Source organism: Pseudomonadota bacterium (genome assembly GCA_018823135.1).
GTDB lineage: Bacteria > Desulfobacterota > Desulfobulbia > Desulfobulbales > CALZHT01 > JAHJJF01.
In genome coordinates, this window is record JAHJJF010000136.1 from 1 (window position 1) to 19,864 (window position 19,864).

Annotated in this window: 15 protein-coding genes; 1 reads left to right on the plus strand and 14 read right to left on the minus strand. The window is 48.5% G+C overall.

Annotated elements, in window-relative coordinates; genetic code table 11:
* Positions 1 to 173: 173 nt before the first annotated feature.
* From cas7c to KKE17_13895, 6 genes are read right to left on the minus strand one after another with little or no spacing between them, the layout of a single operon-like run.
* Positions 174 to 1,034, minus strand: a complete 861-nt coding sequence (gene cas7c, locus KKE17_13870) for a type I-C CRISPR-associated protein Cas7/Csd2 (protein ID MBU1711086.1) — start codon at positions 1,032 to 1,034, stop codon at positions 174 to 176.
* Between the two features lie 2 nt (positions 1,035 to 1,036).
* On the minus strand, positions 1,037 to 2,782 hold the full coding sequence (gene cas8c / locus KKE17_13875; protein ID MBU1711087.1) for a type I-C CRISPR-associated protein Cas8c/Csd1: 1,746 nt from the start codon (positions 2,780 to 2,782) through the stop codon (positions 1,037 to 1,039).
* A complete protein-coding gene (gene cas5c, locus KKE17_13880) occupies positions 2,779 to 3,441 on the minus strand; it encodes a type I-C CRISPR-associated protein Cas5c (protein MBU1711088.1) in 663 nt (220 codons plus the stop codon). Before cas5c ends, cas8c begins: the two co-directional genes overlap by 4 nt.
* A gap of 19 nt (positions 3,442 to 3,460) precedes the next feature.
* Entirely contained in the window at positions 3,461 to 5,692 is a 2,232-nt protein-coding gene (gene cas3, locus KKE17_13885; GenBank protein ID MBU1711089.1) for a CRISPR-associated helicase Cas3', read from the minus strand.
* A 26-nt stretch (positions 5,693 to 5,718) separates the two neighbouring features.
* The gene (locus KKE17_13890; GenBank protein ID MBU1711090.1) at positions 5,719 to 6,186 is read right to left on the minus strand and encodes an ORF6N domain-containing protein; all 468 of its coding nucleotides are present in this window, start codon (positions 6,184 to 6,186) and stop codon (positions 5,719 to 5,721) included.
* A complete protein-coding gene (locus tag KKE17_13895) occupies positions 6,187 to 6,696 on the minus strand; it encodes an ORF6N domain-containing protein (GenBank protein MBU1711091.1) in 510 nt (169 codons plus the stop codon).
* A 907-nt stretch (positions 6,697 to 7,603) separates the two neighbouring features.
* On the opposite strand from KKE17_13895, the gene KKE17_13900 reads away from it, so the two are divergent.
* Positions 7,604 to 9,193, plus strand: a complete 1,590-nt coding sequence (locus tag KKE17_13900; GenBank protein ID MBU1711092.1) for a right-handed parallel beta-helix repeat-containing protein — start codon at positions 7,604 to 7,606, stop codon at positions 9,191 to 9,193.
* A gap of 234 nt (positions 9,194 to 9,427) precedes the next feature.
* On the opposite strand, the gene KKE17_13905 is transcribed toward KKE17_13900, so the two are convergent.
* The 8 genes from KKE17_13905 to KKE17_13940 all read right to left on the minus strand — a co-directional run bounded on the left by KKE17_13905 (position 9,428) and on the right by KKE17_13940 (position 19,517).
* Complete coding sequence (locus tag KKE17_13905) at positions 9,428 to 11,014, minus strand: hypothetical protein (GenBank protein MBU1711093.1); 1,587 nt, start codon at positions 11,012 to 11,014, stop codon at positions 9,428 to 9,430.
* A 192-nt stretch (positions 11,015 to 11,206) separates the two neighbouring features.
* A complete protein-coding gene (locus KKE17_13910; protein MBU1711094.1) occupies positions 11,207 to 11,821 on the minus strand; it encodes a flavin reductase family protein in 615 nt (204 codons plus the stop codon).
* A gap of 162 nt (positions 11,822 to 11,983) precedes the next feature.
* A complete protein-coding gene (locus tag KKE17_13915; protein MBU1711095.1) occupies positions 11,984 to 12,682 on the minus strand; it encodes an RluA family pseudouridine synthase in 699 nt (232 codons plus the stop codon).
* Positions 12,683 to 12,843: 161 nt separating this feature from the next.
* Positions 12,844 to 13,416, minus strand: coding sequence for a flavodoxin family protein (locus KKE17_13920; protein MBU1711096.1), 573 nt, complete (start codon positions 13,414 to 13,416; stop codon positions 12,844 to 12,846).
* Between the two features lie 192 nt (positions 13,417 to 13,608).
* On the minus strand, positions 13,609 to 16,086 hold the full coding sequence (locus tag KKE17_13925) for a glycogen/starch/alpha-glucan phosphorylase (GenBank protein ID MBU1711097.1): 2,478 nt from the start codon (positions 16,084 to 16,086) through the stop codon (positions 13,609 to 13,611).
* Positions 16,087 to 16,237: 151 nt separating this feature from the next.
* On the minus strand, positions 16,238 to 17,782 hold the full coding sequence (locus KKE17_13930) for an HD domain-containing protein (GenBank protein MBU1711098.1): 1,545 nt from the start codon (positions 17,780 to 17,782) through the stop codon (positions 16,238 to 16,240).
* Positions 17,779 to 18,729, minus strand: coding sequence for a GTP cyclohydrolase I FolE2 (locus tag KKE17_13935; GenBank protein ID MBU1711099.1), 951 nt, complete (start codon positions 18,727 to 18,729; stop codon positions 17,779 to 17,781). The genes KKE17_13930 and KKE17_13935 overlap by 4 nt, the downstream gene beginning before the upstream one ends.
* On the minus strand, positions 18,675 to 19,517 hold the full coding sequence (locus KKE17_13940) for a glycosyltransferase family 2 protein (GenBank protein MBU1711100.1): 843 nt from the start codon (positions 19,515 to 19,517) through the stop codon (positions 18,675 to 18,677). Before KKE17_13940 ends, KKE17_13935 begins: the two co-directional genes overlap by 55 nt.
* Positions 19,518 to 19,864 lie beyond the last annotated feature (347 nt).

Consider the following 19,864-nt stretch of genomic DNA (forward strand, 5'->3'; position numbering starts at 1 on the left):
CTTTTCGGCATCGGCCAACCCTGCCAATTTGCCGATGGCCGATGCCGCCAGCCGCCGGACATTGGCTGCGGGCGAGCGGGTCAACTCAATAAGCTCCGACAACGCACCGGAGTCGCCGGAGTTGCCCAGTGCAACAGCCCGGTCCCGGAATTGTTTTTCTAGTTTTTTGTGCATTAGAGCATTTCAATCAACTGGACTCCGGCAGGCGCAGAACCGATTGTAACAGTATAGTCGCCAAAAGAACGTGGCGGCATATCACCGCAATTCTTTTCCACAGTTATCAAATCAAACAGTTTCTGCGCCGGGGTGTTGCCGAGTTCTCCGTCATGCTTGAAGACGATCAGTTTTTGGGCATTCATCTCGCCACGGGCCGCAGACCGATCATGATCAAACATGTACTGCAATGATTCCCAGAATAATTTCAAATCTTCTTCGGAAAATACGGTCTGTTTGGCAAGAGGTGCTGAAATAAAACCGTGGGCGCGATAGAGGCCATAGGGGACTGTGAACTTTCGACCCATTGTCCTTTCTTTTTCCAGGTCTTGCTCTTTGGTAACCGCCATGCGGGTTATGCTGTGCTCAGCGGTAAAAATCCGATCAATGCTTCGAGCGAAAGCAAACTGTATAGGCCCTCTTACCTGACCGGCATTTACTTCGGTTGACATGACCGCCCCAAAAGTCCGCACATCAAAAAAATTCTTACACATCCAGCCGGTGATCTTACGGGCGTCCTCTTCGTTCTTGGGTAATTTTTTACTTTCCGGTTTCAACTCGAATGCTTGGTATGCCCTTTCATGCTGTCTATTAAGCACAGCCTTTTCCTTAACGTAAATCTCGAAAGGCGGTTGTTCTCCCTTAACCAGGCCGATATAATTTCTAACCTTACGTTTCAAGCAGACATCAGTAACCAGGCCGTTGCCGGTTTCCGGATCGATACGGGGCAGGTTGCCGGCATCAGGGTCGCCGTTGGGATTGCCGTCTTTTACGTCAAACAACAGCACGAATTCATAGCGGTTCTTGATTGCGTCACTCATCATTATTCTCCTTTTGTCTCGTCTTCTTTTTTATTGAAGAAATCCTGTCGTTGATGATAATAGCCAATGGCAAACCGGCCCTGGTCTTCGAGGGCCAACGCTACTGGAACACCACTGGCGGGAACCTTGCCCATGATTTCCTGCATGAGTTTGTCCAGCCACACCGTGCTCTTGCCGGCATTGCGAATTTTGGCCAGATGATGGATGGCCAGATCCTGCAGACGCTTGAAAGTCACCAACGGATTGCTGGTAGCCGCGCTGAAATAGGTGTCGCGGATTGTTTTGTTCAGGCCCGCCTGCGCCTGTTCCTGGATGCGCTCCAGCACGGCAAACAACCGACCGAGCACATATCCTTTGTTCTCGTTTGTCTTATCCAATGACATTTGAACCTCCCTTGTTTTTATTCCTCTAAGCCTTGAATCGCGAGTCAGAAAACCTTTGATGAGAGCAGCGCGGGCGTGGGTCACTTTCTGTTCGGCCTTGCAGCGGCGCACCGCGCCAGCGAGCAGGGTACGCGGATATCCTATCCCGGTTAAAATTGACCGCGCCACCTCGCCACCGAGATTTGGCGAAATATTATCGGCTTTTCCTTCCGTTGCCGTTGTTACCAACAGTTGAAACAGTGAAAGAAATTCCCGGTCATGCGGAGCGCGCACAATTTCGATGTCTTCAAAATGGCGGGCGATCTTTTCTTTAATGTCGCGGATGTTGCCCTCGTACCAGAAACGAATGACGATCCGGGAGGCATTGGGGCCAAGGCCAAGGACATAAAAAGGCATTGCATCTTCAGCAGGAAGTACCCCAGTCCGCACTGCGGCAAGAAGGGAACGGATTTTACCGTAATCCGGCTCTTCGCCTTTAGGTGGCTCTCCGAGGAAACAGGAAAAATCCTCCTCAAAAGGATGATTTTCCTTGGCCCAGAAAACCGTGCTGGCATCGCCTACCTGCATGCGTTGTCGCGATCCTTTGGCCAGAAGGGTATTCAGAGCAGTGGTGTAGGCAAATTCATTATGTTTTCCAATAGGAGCGTTTAATCCTTGATCTTTTTTTGTGCACCCAAAGGAGCAATAGGCACTATCATTAAAACTGACGATATTTGCTCCTGAAGTTTGCGCTCCCCATACACCTTTAATTGACGTATGCAATATGGAGATTTCATCAATATCTCCACTCAGCGCACAAGCTTGTAATTTACCATTAACTTCTTCGAAACAGTCGGCGATTCTTGCAACAACTTTTGAGTGCTGTGCAATAAGTTCGTTTTCACCTTCTAAGATAAAAGTAAGATTTGCATTTTCCTCTTTTAAATCATGAAAAAGTGGATGCTCAAAAATGGGCTGCTTTGAAAATGACTCATAGAAGCTATTAATGACTTCTATTCCTTCATCTTCAACATCATTGAATGTCTCTTGAATCTTCCCCCTAAATGCAGTTAAAGATTTGTGGGATTTTTCTGCATCTTTCGAGCTATTCGATTTAGGCACTCCCAATACATACTGAGGATTATCCCACAACAAATTTGTTTTAATGCCAGATGTTTTTTTAGCACCAAGTGGAACGCGAAATACACGGGCACTTTTCTTCTTACCTTCTCCTGTTCTGGTATCCCTAATATTTACGAAACGTCCATTTTTACTCAATACTATCAGGAAAGGAATTGCTTTATCTTCAAACCCATAGGGCGGTACATCGTAATCTGGGTCATCCAGCATCCTCTCGTAGTAATCAGCCAAAGCCTTCAGGATCATGACCGCACCTCCACGTTTCGGAGATCAACGCATCCGTTCTCCATCCGGGCATGAAAAAACTGCGGCATCGCTTCCTTGCCGGAATAATCCATGTCAAAAAGCATCCATCCCAAGTCGCGGCTTTCATCAAGAGGTGTCGGTAGCTCAGCGTCCCTGGGCAGAAACTCGAAATCAACGGGAAACTCCCGGCAACCGAAATAGGGCCGGTGAAAACATTGACCAGTTGAAGCGCGGCGAATGAACATCTGCTCGAATTTGGTGACGTTGTCCTCTGCTCCGGCCTGATCGGTCATCTCGAATTCTGCATGGATGACATAGGCGATATCCCGCAGAAAAAGCCCGGCTCTCTGCTGCCGCTCCTTCTCGATATACATTCCGAGAGTCCCCGTGCCCTGGCTCATTGCCTCAGTCACGTTCCGGGCCGGGATGACCGCGCCCACCTCGTTGCGTCGCACCGACTCCCACCTGACCGGCTTGAGCACATCGATTTGCAGGATTCTCCAGGCCATAGCAGGCTTCCAGAGAATAGCCTCAAGAATGCCTCGAGCGGCCGACGGCGTCATCACGTCGTAGCTGACCCGCTCTACTTTCATCTCCGGCCTGGTGAAACAGGCGTTTTCCCCGCTCACCTTCAACCGGAATGGGTTGCTTTTCTTCATACGCAGTCCTCCTTTTCGTTCATGCAAAAAATTTCTCTGGATCAACTCCTGTGGACTCGTCCGGCGGAACAAAGCCATAACAGTCGTCATAAAGCGTGTAATCAAGCATATAAACACCGGGATAGCCGGTTTCTCTGATATAGTCCTTTGCTGCCAGCGCCTCAAAAAAATACCTGGATATACCGATGGAAAAACGCCCCAGTCTGCCTAAAATTTCATGCTGCCGCCACGTTTCGGAGGTGAGTCGTCCAAGGAGATTGACTGCTTCACCGTAAGGCACGACCACTGTCGCCTGCCAGTCATCTTCAATGAACCGGAATTGCTGAGCAGCGGTGCGGAAATAATAATTCATGCTACGCCCTGTTGATATTTTCAGGATGTTTTTGGCATCCAGAGCATCCTGGCCAAGCTGCCAAAAATGCTGGCGGAAATATTTTTCGTAATTGGCGGGCGTCAGCAGACCGTCCAGATTTTTGGCTTCAAGTAACTCCCTGGCAATCCCGGCTGATTGCCGCACATAAGCTGGTTGTTCTGCGGGGACAAAAACTACTGTTTTCCCAAGATCGGTCAATTTTCCCTCACGGTTGCATCGGCCCGCCGCCTGTGCTATGGAATCAAGGCCAGACAAAGCGCGATACACAACCGGGAAATCAATATCCACCCCTGCCTCGACCAGGGAAGTGCTGATCACGAAAACAGGCCCCTTTTTATCAGCCAGCCACTTCTTGACTTCTGCAAGGACTCGAGTGCGGTGCTCGGCGCACATATTGGTTGAAAGGTGAATGGTTTGTTCCACCGGAAGCAGTCGAGCAAGTTTGCGAGCATCATCCTTCCGATTGACGATGCAGAGAACCGCCTTTCTTTCTTCCATGATTGACACTGCAAGTTCAGGCAAATCGACAGGAGTCAGACGACCTCCATGCAACACCGTCTCCACGCGCTTTAACTTTGTGGCCAATCCATCAGGATTCTCAACAATCTCCGTCACATTTTCAAATCCTTCCCTGAATTTAAAGTCAAATGCCTCGGTTCTGGTCAGAACAGGCTGGGTGGCAGTACACAAAACAGGAGTGACTCGGTAATGACGGAACAATTCCCGAATGGCAAAGACCACTGGCCGGAGATACTTTGGCGGCAGGCACTGAGCTTCGTCGAAAATGACAACACTGTTGACGATGTTATGCAATTTACGGCACCGGCTTGTTCTGCAGGCATAGAGCGACTCGAAAAACTGCACCGAAGTTGTAACGATCACCGGAGCATCCCAGTTTTCGGCGGCCAACCGGTTGCGAACTGTTTCCTTGTCTTCCTCTGTTGTCACCACATTGCTGTGATGCTCGATTACCGCATTTTGAAAACCGGGAATTTTACGGAAAACATCAGCAGTCTGTTCGATAATGCTTGTATAGGGAATCACATAGATAATACGATTTTTTTTGTGCTTTACTGCGTGACGCAAGGCAAACGCAAGTGAAGACAAAGTCTTGCCCCCGCCGGTGGGTACAGTCAATGAAAATACATCGGGTGGCTTTTCTGCTTTTTTTCTGCATTGCTCCAAGACTTGCGCCCGAATTTCATTTACCGTTGTCGATTGCGCCTTGCGGCACATGGTATCGATATAGTCATCAAAAGTGGGCAACAATGTCTGCAGTGAAGGGTATTGGCGATTTCGGGTGCCAGCCCTACTTTTGTCCATGAAATTTTCCGTATCCAGGAAGTCAGCATCGACCACACAGGAAAATAGCATACGGAGAAAGAAGGCAGGATCAGCGCCGGAAGGTATCGGTTGCCGGGGCATCTCTTGGTTGGCTATCGAGAAAGGAACATTTTTTAAGATATATTCGGATTGATCAGGTGTACGCATTTTCGGCTCAAGCGCTTTTGGTCCGATTTTTTCCGATTCGAAGTCGGTCAATCCAGCATGATGTCCCATGATAATCCACGATAGTACGCGATCAGCCCCCTTCCATTCATTTAATGATGCCAGGTGACCGCCAGCCTGGGAATGTACTACCCTGCCAGGCTTGGTCTCCAAATGACACTCAAGCCCATTTTCGGTATAAAGCATTGACTGAAATTCGTTGGAATATTTCCCAAGATCATGCCAGAGTCCTGCAAGACCTGCCCATTCATCCCCGCCGAATGGTTTGGCAAACCTCGCCGCCATTTCAGCCACATTCCTCAAATGCTCTTCCAACAACTGCCATTTTTCCGGCGGCTGACCTTCCAAACTATGGGCGTAATATTTCATAGTAAAACCGTTTGAGATGTTATTATTCAAAAGCCGATTTTCCGTTTCGGTTTTTTATCTTCACTGAAAAGCTGACGAATGGCCTCAAAAACCACCCGGAAGTTCTCGTCGTACTTGTTCTCCATTTCCTCGATTTTATTTTTCAGATCCTTATGCCGTCCAAGAAGCTTCCTTAATTTGACAAACGCCTTGATAATCTCGATGTTGACTCGAATGGCTCTTTCACTGTTCAGAACGCTGGAGAGCATCGCCACGCCATGCTTGGTAAATGCAAAGGGCATTGTCCTGGCAAATCTCAACGGCTTGAGGTCATCACAAATTGTGATAACCTCGTCACGTTCTTCACGATTGAGTTGAAACATGAATTCCGGGGGAAACCTTTTGATATTGCGTTTTACCGCCTGGTTGAGATGCTCCAGGTAATACATATTGGCCCGCTTGGAGTGCAGGATAGTTTTTAAGTCTGATGGTGACAGGTCATTCATCATTTTCACCTAAAACCCGATCTTTCCCTTGGGTCGTTCTTCCGTTGTCAGCAACTGCTTGATTGCTTCAAAGACAATTCGAAAATTATCGTCATGGTCGGTGAGGCGTTTTTCCAACGCGTTGAGTTTCTCTGCAAGCTTCTTGTTTGAGGATAAAAGTTCACGCATTTGCACAAAAGCCCGCATGATGGTGATATTAACCTGGATTGCTCGCTTGCTGTTGATTACGCTGGAAAGCATGGCAACTCCTTGTTCGGTAAAGACCATCGGCAGATGCCGTAAACCCATTTTTACCGCATTGGAGGTGCCAAATTGGCTTCTCCAATCTTCCAGCTCCTGCTTTGACATTTCAAACATGAAGTCCGACGGAAAACGATCTATGTTTCTTCTGACAGCTCTTTTCAATTGACCTGTTTCCACTTCGTATAATTCCGCCAGGTCTCGGTCTAGCAACACTTTATGACCTCGGATAAAATGTACCTTATTAATGATCGCTTCCACAGGGATCAGACTGTTCATAAATGTCCTCTTAAAATATGGGATTCGCTCTGTCCAGTCCCGCAAGGTCGCGATCAAGCGACACCCGTAACACTCCGATTTGATATGTTTTATTGGAAACTTCCGTAGCCTGGACAACTGGGTCCATACAAACTCCAGTGCTGATTTTGATACTCATCATACACCCGAACCTGGGTCAAATACTGTCCCAGTCTTATTTTTTTTCTGACAAAAGAATAACGCTGGCGGTCAGCGTAATCTGACGGCCAAACAGTGTCAATTAAATTAGGATATTGGAGTGATAGGGTTGGTGCGGAAAAAAACGTGGGGTGGGCGCTGAAGCGCCGGAATATCACGGAGCCTCTTCTTGACCCTCCGCCAACTTACTTCCCACCTGAAATTCGTCATCAATGTTTACAGAACTCTTTTGTTGAATAGACTCTTGACTGCATTGTCACCTGGAAACAAGGCCACATGGAAACCTCGTTTACTTCACGCGTTTTTTGTTCTTTTCAAGGAAACAGGAGCCAGGTATCAGCGATAGCAGGAATACTCCCCTTAACTTCCCGTATGTATTAAACAAATAGCCATAATCTTCGGTTTGATTTTTGTGAACAAGTGCAACTGAAATTGATTACAGGCATGGTATTCACAATGGCACAAGAATTGCTTTAACGATAATGCGAAACAATACTCTTAAACTGTAATCTGCTCAAATGACGAGATTAAGAGTCATCGTCGGTCTCTCTTCTATGATACGAAATCAGGACTGATGGAAGGGGAAATAGCCAGCCCCAAGCACAAATTGATCTCGCGTTTTTTCCACTTAGGCGAATTGAAGTCATGTTTCATTCAACTGATTTTTTCATTTCCCTATTACCAATTTCCCTGGGGGGAAAATCACTTTGCAGATCAGGAGGCACACTTTATGTCAGTGTTTAAAAGTAAAACTCTATTACTCCTTGTATCAATATGGCTGCTTAGTTGCGGTTTTGCAAACGGTGGAGAATATTATGTTTCAAAGGCGGGAAATGATCAAACCGGGGACGGCAGGATTACCAATCCATGGCATAGCATCGCCATGGGGGTAAGCAGACTCGCAGCCGGGGATACCCTTAATATCCGGCAAGGAACATATCAAGAGGCGGACGTGAGGATTCGCACGAGCGGCAGCGAGGGAAACCCCATTATTATTAAAAACTTTGAGAATGAAAAAGTAGTTTTGAGTGGCACGAAACAAATCGACAACGGTTGGGAACAATACAACAACAATGGACAAATCGTCTGGAGATTGAATGTCTGGCAGGATGACATCTCAAAATGGCAAAAGGACGCAGGGAGTAATTTGGGAGTAAACAGTCGCGGCACAAAATTCTGGCCAAGAATTGTTATACAAAATGCCAAGGGTTACGTACAGGGACAATTTTTGAAAAGTGATCCGGAAAGTGACCTCCCTGTCCCTCCCCACCAGGAAGAGTTCCTTTCGGATGTGGATGTCCCTGGAGAATGGTATTTTGAGAAAACGGATGGCTTCCTGTATGTCTTTCCAAGAGATATTTACGGAGCAGGATATAACGCCAATAATTACACCTTTGAAATCGGCGTGCTGGGGAGAGCTTTCCAGGAGTTAAACAGTGATACTTTCTCTTACATCATTATTGAAGGGCTTCATTTTTATGGTTATACCGCGATATCACTCGTGGAGAATGATCAGGTACAATCAGCCGGTGCTATCAGTTTCTCTAAATGGGAAAAAACCGAGGATTCAATTCGTTCTCATATTGAAGTCAGAAACTGTATGTTCGAAAAATGTTACAGACCAATCGTTCTGGTGCAAATAGATGATATCAAAGTGACTGATTGTCAATTTATCGAGTGCTTTGATCAGGGGATTGCCTTGTATGCCGTGGAAAGTCAGGATTTATCCGATGCAAGAAATCACAATGCAACTATTTCAGGGTGTTCATTTACCAGGATGTATGATCATTACCCCACGATTGCAGGAGGCGGAAATGCGCGCTCGGCTGCAATAAAAATCATGGGCACAGTAAATGCTGTGGTGGAAAACTGCGAAATAGACTTTGCTGAAAACATGAATGGAATCTGGTTCGATGTAGCTTCAACGGATGGTGTCATATCTGACAATATTGTCTCACAGGCAGGGAAAGCCGGCATTTTCATTGAAAACAGATCTGACAATGCCCAGGTCACCGGCAACATAGTCAGAGACTGCAGAATGGGTATTAAAGTTGGAACTGTTAATGAAATACAGGGGGAAACTAATGCTCCAAAAAATACAGTAATATACTCAAATTATATCGTTAATTGCCTCGATAGTATCTACCTTCTGGCAGCAATCAAACCAAGTGTAATTTATAACAGTATGGTCGATTCAACAAGAATGAACATCTATCTTTCAGACTCTGTTTATCTCTGGAATAATGCGGATGATATTCTTCTGGACTCGAATATTATCGGTTTGTTAACACCAGCTATGACAAAGATGGAATCTCGATAGTGATGGCTCGAATTGGAAATCTAAAGACAATGCTAAATAAATTTGCAAATGCCGGTTCAGGACAGCTTCTTGAGCAGCCAGGCCAAATTGATCCCGTGATCGTGATCTTTGCGAGGCCGCCCAACAAATAGCCATTTGTCCCGCATGAGCCTGACCCCTTTGATGGAAGGATAAAATAAGAACGGGCAGGCAAATGCCCACCCGTTCTTATTTCGTGAATCAGGGACATGAACCCTAGGGCCCATTTTTGCTGACGTTGGATTCAAGCATGGGATCGGATCCCTGGTGCAGGTTGCCATACAGCGGTCCCCAGCCGCCGTCACTCAACTTATCCTGGGCCAGAGCGACTGTAATGAGCCGTACGCCATCGGAAGCTGCCGCCACCTGGGCGGTTTGATGTCTGGTGGTGCGCCAGCGTAATGTGGTTTTTGAAGTGTCGGTCCACTCTTCCACGGATTCTTCCCGCCAGTTTTCATCAATAATGGTACACCGCAGGGGATTGCCACCCTCCTTATTATTGCTCTTGACCAGAGATGTGGCTTTTTCCTTGAGCGATTGGATATCCTTGCCGGTGTACTTATCCGGTGTCATATAGGTGCGCTCCATGCGGATCTGGCGATTTCCCTTGTCTTTAGCCACCAGGGCGTCAAACTTTGTCTGGACCTGCTGGGCCTTGGGATCGGTGCCGAGTGCGGTAACCGCATTCTTTGTTTCCTCGCCAATGGACGTCATCCTCTTGTGATCCAAAAGATTTGGCCTGATGGATTTGTCCGATTTCCAGCCGTTGTCTTTTTCAAGATAGGCCATTGCCGCGCTGATCTCACTTTCAGCTCTCTCGGATACCGAGCCCATGCGGCTTGCAAATCCCTCTTCAAAGTCCTTTAAACGCATCGGGGCCTGGTTATCTGCGATATCTTCAAGTGCCCATGTCCTGCCATTGGGAAAATCCGTCTTCTTGTATTCCTCGTAGAATTTCTTAAACGCCTCGTACCGTTTTTTCGCATCGGCGAACTTTTCAGGCTCTGATGTTCCCGGCACAAACACTAATTTGGCGGGATTATGTCCTTCACCGCTACTGTAGGCGAGGTATTCGCGAAACTTTGCCACCCATTCCTCGGATTTTTTTTCCTTGGCAGCCTCGGCGCCCGCAGCATCGGCCTCTGCCTTGATCTCAGCGTTACCTTGTGCAGCGACCTTATTGACAAGCTCGTTATAGCGATTTTTTACGGCAACGTAGTCAGGGTGGGTCGGATCAAATTGATTTGCGTACATCCTGTCGATATACGCAAACGAACTCTCCGCCTCCTTGAGCCAGCGGTTGGCATTATTGGCGTCTTTTCCGGCGTATTCATCAGCGTTGTCGAGATTTTCATTAATGCCCTCAAGATTCTTTTTTAGCCCTGCTGGAAGCTTGGTGAGATCAATTTGTTTTGTGGTGGTGGCGGGTTTTGAGGAATTGGCAGATATCGCCTTGGGTTGCGGTTTTTTGGGCAATGCCGGGCCTGAAGGCGATGTATTTACCGTCGCATGGCCAAGCTTCTTGTCAACATTCTGCTGCATACGTTCGAGCTTTTTCTCGACCTGTGATATTTTTGGGTTATCAGGCTCTTCGGTCTTACCCTGTTCAAGGAGTCCGGCCGCTTCCTGCAACATGGTGGCTGCTTCTTCGCTTTTCCCGCTATGCATTTTTCGCTCGGCGTCACGAATAATTTTTTCAGCCTCTTTGGCAAGATCATTTGCTCCGGCAAAGGCTGCACCTGGCGCCAACAGAGATATGGCTAAAAAAACTGTAATAATGACTCTCCACCAGTTCGAACCCATATGTATCCCCCCTAAATCAATTTGGTATTCTTATATACAGTGCTCCCATGGCCACAGTAAACTTCAGATCATCCATTACACTCTAACATTCTCTAATCAGCAAGTAACCTGTTTCCAGCGAATACTAATCAAGTGAGCACATTAAGTCGGGACCTTCAAATGATCGGCTGTCTGGTGGTTATCCAGCGCTTATCATCTGAGGGACTGGAGGACTCTGCGTCTGGTATTTTTCTTGCGTATGGAAAAGCCGAAATGGTCGATGACCGGACCGAGGGAGAAGTAGTTTCCTAAGCCATACGCTAGCAGGCCGACTTGGTCGAGCCGCAGCTTTCCAGTGGCATCGATGAATTGGGAGGAAACCTGTACCCCAACCACTTCCGCCACAAACATGGTATGACTGCCGAGGGGCATGGTGTGGCGCACTTGACATTCGATGTTGATGACGCATTCCTGGATAATCGGACATTTTACCGTGCCGGATGCTCCTTGGGTGAGCCCTGATTCAGCAAATTTGTCAATAGTGCTACCGGAGACCATGCCGCACCAGTCTGTAATTTTTGCCTGCTTGTGGGTGGGAATGTTTACCACAAACTCCCCTGTAGCCTGGATTATTTCATAGGAATGACGTTCCCGGCGTAACGAAATGGAAAGCATTGGAGGGTCGGTGCAGACAGTGCCTATCCACGCAATGGTGATTATATTCGGTCGCCACTCCGGAGCATGCCCGCAACTAACCAGCACCACAGGCACTGGCGCTAGGACATTACCCGGCTTCCAACATTGTTTTTCGTTGTTACTTTTGGCCATAGTCACTCATGTAAATCTCAAGATAAATTCCAGCAATGCACAACTCCTGGGCCTCGGCCAGGATGACAGGGAATCAGCAGGTCAGGCTTACAAGGAAAAAAGGAAAATGTCACATCGGCCAGATATTATAATCGGTATGGATTGGCGGTGCAACTTTCGCGGCTACAGCTTACGGAACAGTCGGATCAAATCCTCCGGTATCCCGGTGTCAAAGGTCATGAGCTCATGGGTGAAGGGGTGAGTGAAAGAAATTGAGCGGGCATGGAGGGCGAGCCGTTTTGAACCGGTGTCCTTATTCTCGTATTTCCTGTCACCGACGACGGGATGGCCCTTTTCCGCAAAGTGCACGCGGATCTGGTGCTTGCGGCCAGTGAGAAGATGAATATCAACCAGGCTGAACCTTTTTGACTCTTCAGAAACTTTGTAAGCCGTATGAGCAAGCTTCCCCTTGGCAGCATCACTGGTCGAGTAAACTCTCTGGGCTTTATTCTCGACCAGATAGGAGGAGATCGTTCCCTCTTTGACCGTCAGTCGACCATGAACGATTGCCAGGTAGTGTTTTTCGGTATTCTCCCAATCCTCCTGCAGGAATTTTTTAGTCTGTTCGCTTTTGGCAAAAATAAGTACCCCGGACGTATCCTTATCCAGGCGGTGGACCACATACACCCGGTTGCGTGATTTTGGATACCCCTTGCGGACATAATCATTGAGCAGATAATGGACCGTTCTCGACTTTTCCCGATCAGTGCCAATGGTCAGCAACCCCGGAGGTTTCACCACCACAATGATATCCTTGTCCTCATGCAGGATTGGCAGTCCTCTTGGTTGATGCTTTCTGGTCGGCCGATCGCTTTTGATCATAGTATCCAATATAATCCCATATTCCCTTGGCCCGTTTTTCCTCTTCGAAGAAAGGTCGGCATAAGCCATCAAAACAGCCTTTCCCTTGTCTCATTCCCATTATTTCAGCGCGATATCATATACCTGGGGACACAATACCAATTAATTTTGCAATTGCCGTTTCAAGACAATTTCTTGAGCAGCCAGGCCATATTGACTCCGAGATCCTTCATGGTCTTGATGCCTTCTTCATCTTTCAGGACATCGCCCGGGTTCCCACCGATCCCCATATTCCAGTACGATGAACCCACCACAATCATCTGGCCGATGAGGAAGAAATAATTGAGCGAACTTAAAACATGGGCGGAACCGCAGCGCCTCACTGCAACAACACCTGCTCCCGCCTTGCGTTTGAACATATCGCCGTTGGCCCGCGAGGTCATGCCGCAGCGCTCGATCAATGCCTTCATATTGGTGGACACATCGGCAAAATAGGTGGGCGAACCAAGGATGATGCCGTCCGCCGCCTTCATCTTGTCGATGTAGCTGTTCATCTCATCGTTGCTGACCCCGCAGCGTCCGTCCTTATTTTCAAAACATTTTAAACAGGCAATACAGCCGGCAAGATTTTTGCCAGCCAGCTCAACCAGTTCCGTCTCGACCCCTTCTTTGTTGAGCGCGTCAAGAACGGTGTTCAACAGATGGGCGGTGTTGCCGCCCTTTCTGGCGCTGCCGTTAAAAGCCACGACTTTCATAGAATTCACCTTTTTTTTGATTGACTAGTGTCTGTCCATATATGAGTATTTTTGTTCAAGATCAAGGAATACTTAAAAAATAACCGCAGGCATATACATGATATTCCGAGGATTATTTTTTAAGTATGACGCTGAGATTGGGCGAGATAAGCGCAGACTTCGAAGGACCATTTATGGACGGGCACTATGAAATCAGACCTTAATACCCCAGATATCCTCTGCATATTCTCTGATTGTCCGGTCGCTGGAGAATTTACCCATACCGGCCACATTCAATATGGACTTATGCATCCAGGTCTTCTGATCGAGATAGGCGCGGCCCACTTCATGCTGGGCACGGATATAATCCTCAAAATCAAGCAGCAGCAGATACGGATCATCACGACTGAGAAGAGAGTCGACAATGGGTTGAAACAGGCCGGGATCCTGCTTGGAAAACATCCCGTCGCTGATTGAATCAATTACCCGTCTGACCTCAGGATTTTCAGTATAGACCTGCATGGGGGTAACACCATTACCAGACTTGGCAGCTTCAGCCTCCTGGGCATTCATCCCGAAAATGAACATATTTTCCTCGCCCACCTCCTCCTTGATTTCGATATTAGCGCCGTCAAGGGTGCCGATGGTAAGCGCGCCGTTCAGGGCAAATTTCATGTTACCGGTGCCCGAGGCTTCGGTGCCGGCGGTTGAAATCTGTTCGGAGAGGTCGGACGCCGGAAATATCTTCTCCGCCAGCGACACCCCATAATTCGGGATAAAAACCACCCGCAGTCTGCCGTTTATCCGGGGATCAGCATTGACAACCTCGGCTACGGAATTAATCATTTTAATGATCAGTTTCGCTCGCCAGTAGGACGGGGCAGCCTTACCGGCAAAAATTACCGTCCTGGAAGCTACTTTCAGATCAGGGTTATCCAGGAATCGGAAATACAGAACAATCACATGAAGGAGATTCAGCAGCTGGCGCTTATACTCATGAATACGTTTGACCTGCACATCAAACATCGAATCAACCGACACTTCAATGCCGCATTGTTCAGCAATCAATCTGGCCAGCCGCTGCTTGTTGTCCTTTTTGACTTTATGCCATTTCTTCCTGAAAATCTTTTCCTCGGCAAAGGGCTTCAATTGTTTCAGCTGATCCAGATCGGTTATCCACTTATCGCCAATAGTCTCGGTTATTAACGAGGCCAGACCGGGATTACATTTCAAAAGCCACCGGCGCTGGGTTATACCATTGGTTTTATTATTAAATTTACCTGGATATAATTCATCAAACAAAGGGAAAATTCGGGTTTTCAAGAGATGGGTATGCAGCATTGCCACACCATTGACCGAATGACTGCCGACAATGGCCAGATGCGCCATGCGGATCTTTTTCACAGAGCCTTCCTCAATGAGCGAAAGGGCTCTCAACTTCTCAACATCGCCGGAATAATGGGATGATACTTCTTTGAGAAAGCGTCGATTGATTTCATAAATGATTTCCAGATGACGGGGCAGAACTCGCGCCATCAATTCAACCGACCAGGTTTCCAGGGCCTCGGGCATCAAGGTATGGTTGGTATAGCCGAAGGTTTTTACACATATTTTCCAGGCCTGCTCCCAGTGCAGCCCCTCAATGTCGAGGAAGAGCCGCATCAATTCCGGGATGGCGATGGCCGGATGGGTGTCGTTGAGCTGTACGGCAATCCTGTCACTGAACTGCGCAAAGGTGGTGTTCTTCTTTTTATAGCGCCTGAAAATATCCTGAAAAGTAGCAGCAACAAAAAAATACTGCTGTTTGAGACGCAACTCCTGTCCCTCCCGAATGTCATCCGAAGGATACAACACCTTGGAAACGGTTTCCGATTTGACCTTGCTCTGGACCGCAGAGATGTAATCACCCTTGTTAAAACAGGAAAGATCGATCTCGCGCGATGCTTTGGCGGTCCAGAGACGCATATTGATTACATGTTCGTTATTATAGCCCGGCACCAGATAATCACAGGGAGTTGCGACGATCTCCTCCGTATCGATCCAGCTTGAGCGATAATTGCCATCGGCATCAGTATAACTTTTCACCCGACCGTAAAAATATACCGGGAAAAAAGTATCCTGGCGCTCGAATTCCCAGGGGGTGCCGAACCTAAGCCAGTTATCCGGATTTTCTATCTGAAAGCCGTCCAGTAATTTCTGATAAAACAGGCCGTATTCGTATCTGATCCCATAGCCGTAAGCAGGTATCCGCAAAGTGGCGATGGAGTCAAGGAAACATGCGGCAAGCCTGCCCAGGCCGCCATTCCCCAGGGCGGCATCCTCTTCAGCCTCCCGTACCGATTCCAGATCGAAACCCAGTTGTTCCACGGCCTCGGTAACCTCATCGAGAATGCCGAGATTTATCAAGGCATTGCCCAGGGAACGGCCGATGAGAAACTCAAGGGAGAGGTAATACACCCGCTTCTTTTTTTTGGCGTAATAACTTTTCTGGGTTTGTATCCAGCGCTCCACCATTACATCACGCATGGAGTAGGCAATGGCCTTGAATAAATCTCTGATGCCGGCGCGTTCCGGATCCCTGCCTTGAACGGTCAGGAGATGATGGGTGATTTTTTGCTTAAGATCCTCAATACGTTTAGGATCGAAGGTTGTGGGGGAACCGGGGGGCTCGGCGATTATTTTCTTGGGCATGTTTCTCTCAAATGGCAATAAAACATTAAAGTTTATGAACTCGAAAAGACTCCATCGCACAGCCTCGGATGGCTAAACATTCCAGGTAGTTGTGATACTTCAGGCTACAACGCCGCTCCACTGAAAGTCAATTTAAATTTGACCGCTCAGTTTATCTGGCTATGGGAGGGAGTTCCCTGTCACCCTTGTTTTCCCGGATATATTCTTGCACCCAGGCAATCGCATCTTCCCGGGTGATTACCTTTTTTTCAACCTGGGCCTGTTCAATACCTTCAAATATCTCCTTAAAGATCGGCCCGGGTTGCAGTTTAAAAATGTGTTGCAATTCATGGCCGTCAAGTAAACGGGGCAAGGTCAGGACCGGCCGGATGCTTTCCCGGTAATGCGCCTCAACCTCGCAAAAAAGCATGGCCAGGGATTCTTCCATGCCTGCAGGCTTTTCCTTGCCCTGCCCGGCCAGACTGTCAGCCATTGCCAGCAGAAAGAGCCCTGGAAATTCATGGCCCGTTGCCTTGATGAGCCGCAGGCATGCCCTGGCGGAAACCCCGTCCCTGACCCTGACATTATTCAGATGAAAGGGCCACATGTGCAGGCCGATAAAAAGCAGAACCTTTTCCGTATCGCGTCTGCTCCAGCGCAGCCGTGCGCATATATCTTTCACCATCCGTTCCCCTGCCTTGTCATGGTTATGGAAGGTAATTTTATACCGCAAGGGCATAAGTCTCGTTTGAGCAGACAAGCTGCTCAACTCGGCTTTATCTTCACGTAGTGCACAGGTCGATGGCTTGCCTATATCATGGAGCAGCGCCGCCCATTTCAGCAGCACAACCACTCTTTCGGTAGAAAGATATGCAACAAATAAACCATGGTGTTTCGGAAACACCTCCTGGGGCGCGGCACAGATTTTTTCCATCCAGGCAAGGGTCGCGAGGTTATGGGAAAAAACATCAAGATGATGGCTTTGCGGTTGAACCTGGCCGACGCCGGAATGCAATTCGGGAATTATTTCCCACAGCAGGCCGCTGGCCGCAATTGCCGAAAAGCCCTGATATGCCCGGGGGGATTGCATGATCTTTTCCAGCTCATAGGAGATTCGTTCGGGCGCAGTTCTTTCAAGGAGGTGCGCCTGGGAAGTTATAAGCTGCCCGGTTTTTTCCTCGACCTTAAAGTCCAGGGTTGCGGCAAAACGATACGCCCTGAGCAACCGCAACGGATCTTTTTCAAAGACTTGATCAGAGGTTGCCCGAATAATCTTATCCTTCACATCCCTGATGCCGCCTGTGGGATCAATGACCTGAAATGACTGGAGGTCAATGCCTTTTTCCGGCTCAAAGCGAACGGCCATGGCGTTTATGGTGAAATCGCGCTTTTGCAGATCCTCCTCAATTGACCGGGCGCCTTCCCGAAACGAGGAAAAGTCAAAGATCAAATCTCTCCAGACAACCCGGGCCACCCCTTCGGATTCATCAAGCGGCACATAGGCGCCGCCCAACCGCGCCGCCATCTGCGAGGCGCATGAAAAAGCATCGCCGGACACGGTGATATCCAGGTCTCCGGTGCGTTCGCCGCTATACCAGTCTCGCACCGCGCCCCCGGCAAAATACATCTCTCCCTTGAATTTTTCGCAGATCTCCGCCAGCGCATAAAATATTTTCGCAGGATATTCATTGAGTAGATTTGTTACCACAACAGTCATGAGCGCCCCGGCTGAAGAAGCTTGCTGATATCACCCAGGGTTGTTTCTAGCCGGCATTGCACATCATGGATGTGGATGCTTTCAAGACTCAACGACTGGATATGGATTTTCGTCGATTCCGGAAGCCTCCCGGCAAAACGCCTGCCTGCCGCCCTGGCTGTCTCTCGCACCGCATCTTCGGCAAATTGCGGATATTGATGCGCCTTCATGACAATTTCCGCCTCATCGGGTCTTTTCAATAAATCCTGGGTGACATGTAAGGCACCCTCAAGGCAGGCGATTATTTCGTCAATCCCGGGCCGGGCGTTATCCATTTCAATGGACAATTGCGTATAAGACCGCTGGGAATGAGTGGGGAGCGGACATTCCTGGGGCGGATAGATCTCCTGGTTATACGCCTGGGTGCAGGGGCACGCTGTAATGTGGCAGACTCCGGCACCGGCCATGATTGAGGTTAGAATTTCTGCATCGCCTTTTTCAAAAACCGCCCTCGACTCAATGTCCACAGAATCAATGGACATGTGTTTGCTCACCGGTGTTTCCCTGATAAACGGCAGTTTGCCGGAAAGCTTGACCTTGCCCTGACATCCCTGCTGCCGGGCAAGCATCCGGCGCCCCAGTTCCCTGGCATAATCATTGAGGCTGGTAAAACGGATTTCAAGAAGTTCGGAAATGACTTCTTCCATCCTTGACATGTGTATGCCGCGAACATCAGCAGGCAGATTTACCTGAAGTTCGGCGTTAAAAGGCAGTCTGCCCTGGGGGAGATGCACCCAGACGGTTTTATTGGAAATCCCCACTGCGGTGAGCGGCAAGGCGAATGAGGGAAGTTGTTCGGGGATGTCGACACTGCTGGCAAGAGCTTTCCGATGATCATCACTGGAAATAAATCTCAGAGCATCCCCTGTTTTTTCGCCATCTCGTACCAATCCTGAACGGTTGTCCATTGTTCTCCTCTCTGGATAATCATTTGTTCCATGGCATGAAAACGATCCATCGCCACAGAATCAGTCTCTGGTAACTCCCTGATAATATCCCGCAGCCGCCGGACAAGATCAAGTATTTTACGGTGATCGCTCAGGCGACAGAGACTTCCCTGATGAAGACGTCTGATAGTAATCGGCGCCCTGCCGGCAAAACCAAATTCAAACCTGGAAGCCAGGCGTATAAAGAAATCCCAGTCCTCGCCGATTCCATCCTTTCCCTGCACGTCAAAACCGCCAATTTCGTCAAAAGCCTCGCGGGTCAGGGCAAAAGAGGACGGCACCATGGAGCACCACCGCAAGAGCTCCGGCAGACAATCCCCTTGAATGCCGGCTCCGCACTCCGGTATCAAGAACTCCCCGCCGTTGACCTGATCCAAGGTCCTGGTAGTGCCGTAGGCCGCCTCGTAGCCCTTGCCGAGCAGATCAATCAATGCCTGAGCGTGATCCGCCAGCCAGCAATCATCGGAATCAAGAAACATGATCACCTCGCCCGTTGAGGCCCTCACCCCGGCATTTCTTGCAGGACCTGGGCCGAGCCCGTTAAGCCGGATCAGGCCGACAGACGGATATCGTTTTTCAAGAACATCCAGAGTGCCGTCAACCGAACCGTCATCAACCACAATAATTTCCAGATCATCCCGCCGCTGATCAACAACGCTGGCAATGGCCTCCTGAACCATGAGGCTGCGATCTCGGGTTGGAATAATGCAGCTGATCAGCATGGGCAGGAAAACTCCATTAGTTTTCATGAAACCCACCACCTATGGTGGTGGACCCGGAAAGGTTCAACGGATCCGGCGAAAAATCAATTTTTATTGAAACCGCAAAATATCGAATAAGGTGCCAATCGTCCGATATTCTGTTAGAGGACAATGTCGAATATCGAAGTGAACAACATGAAGTTTAAGGAAGAAGACCTTTCATGCGGACAATTCGTTCCTCAAAACGATGAAGGTCAAAAGGTATCTGTCGGTATTATCCTTCATCATTCGCTATTCTGCGGTTCGATATTCGATATTCAAATCTGTAGTTAGGGCACCCTTTTAGGGGGGTACCTGAGGTCGAAAGCCATGCTGGAGGAGAACTCACTTATTTT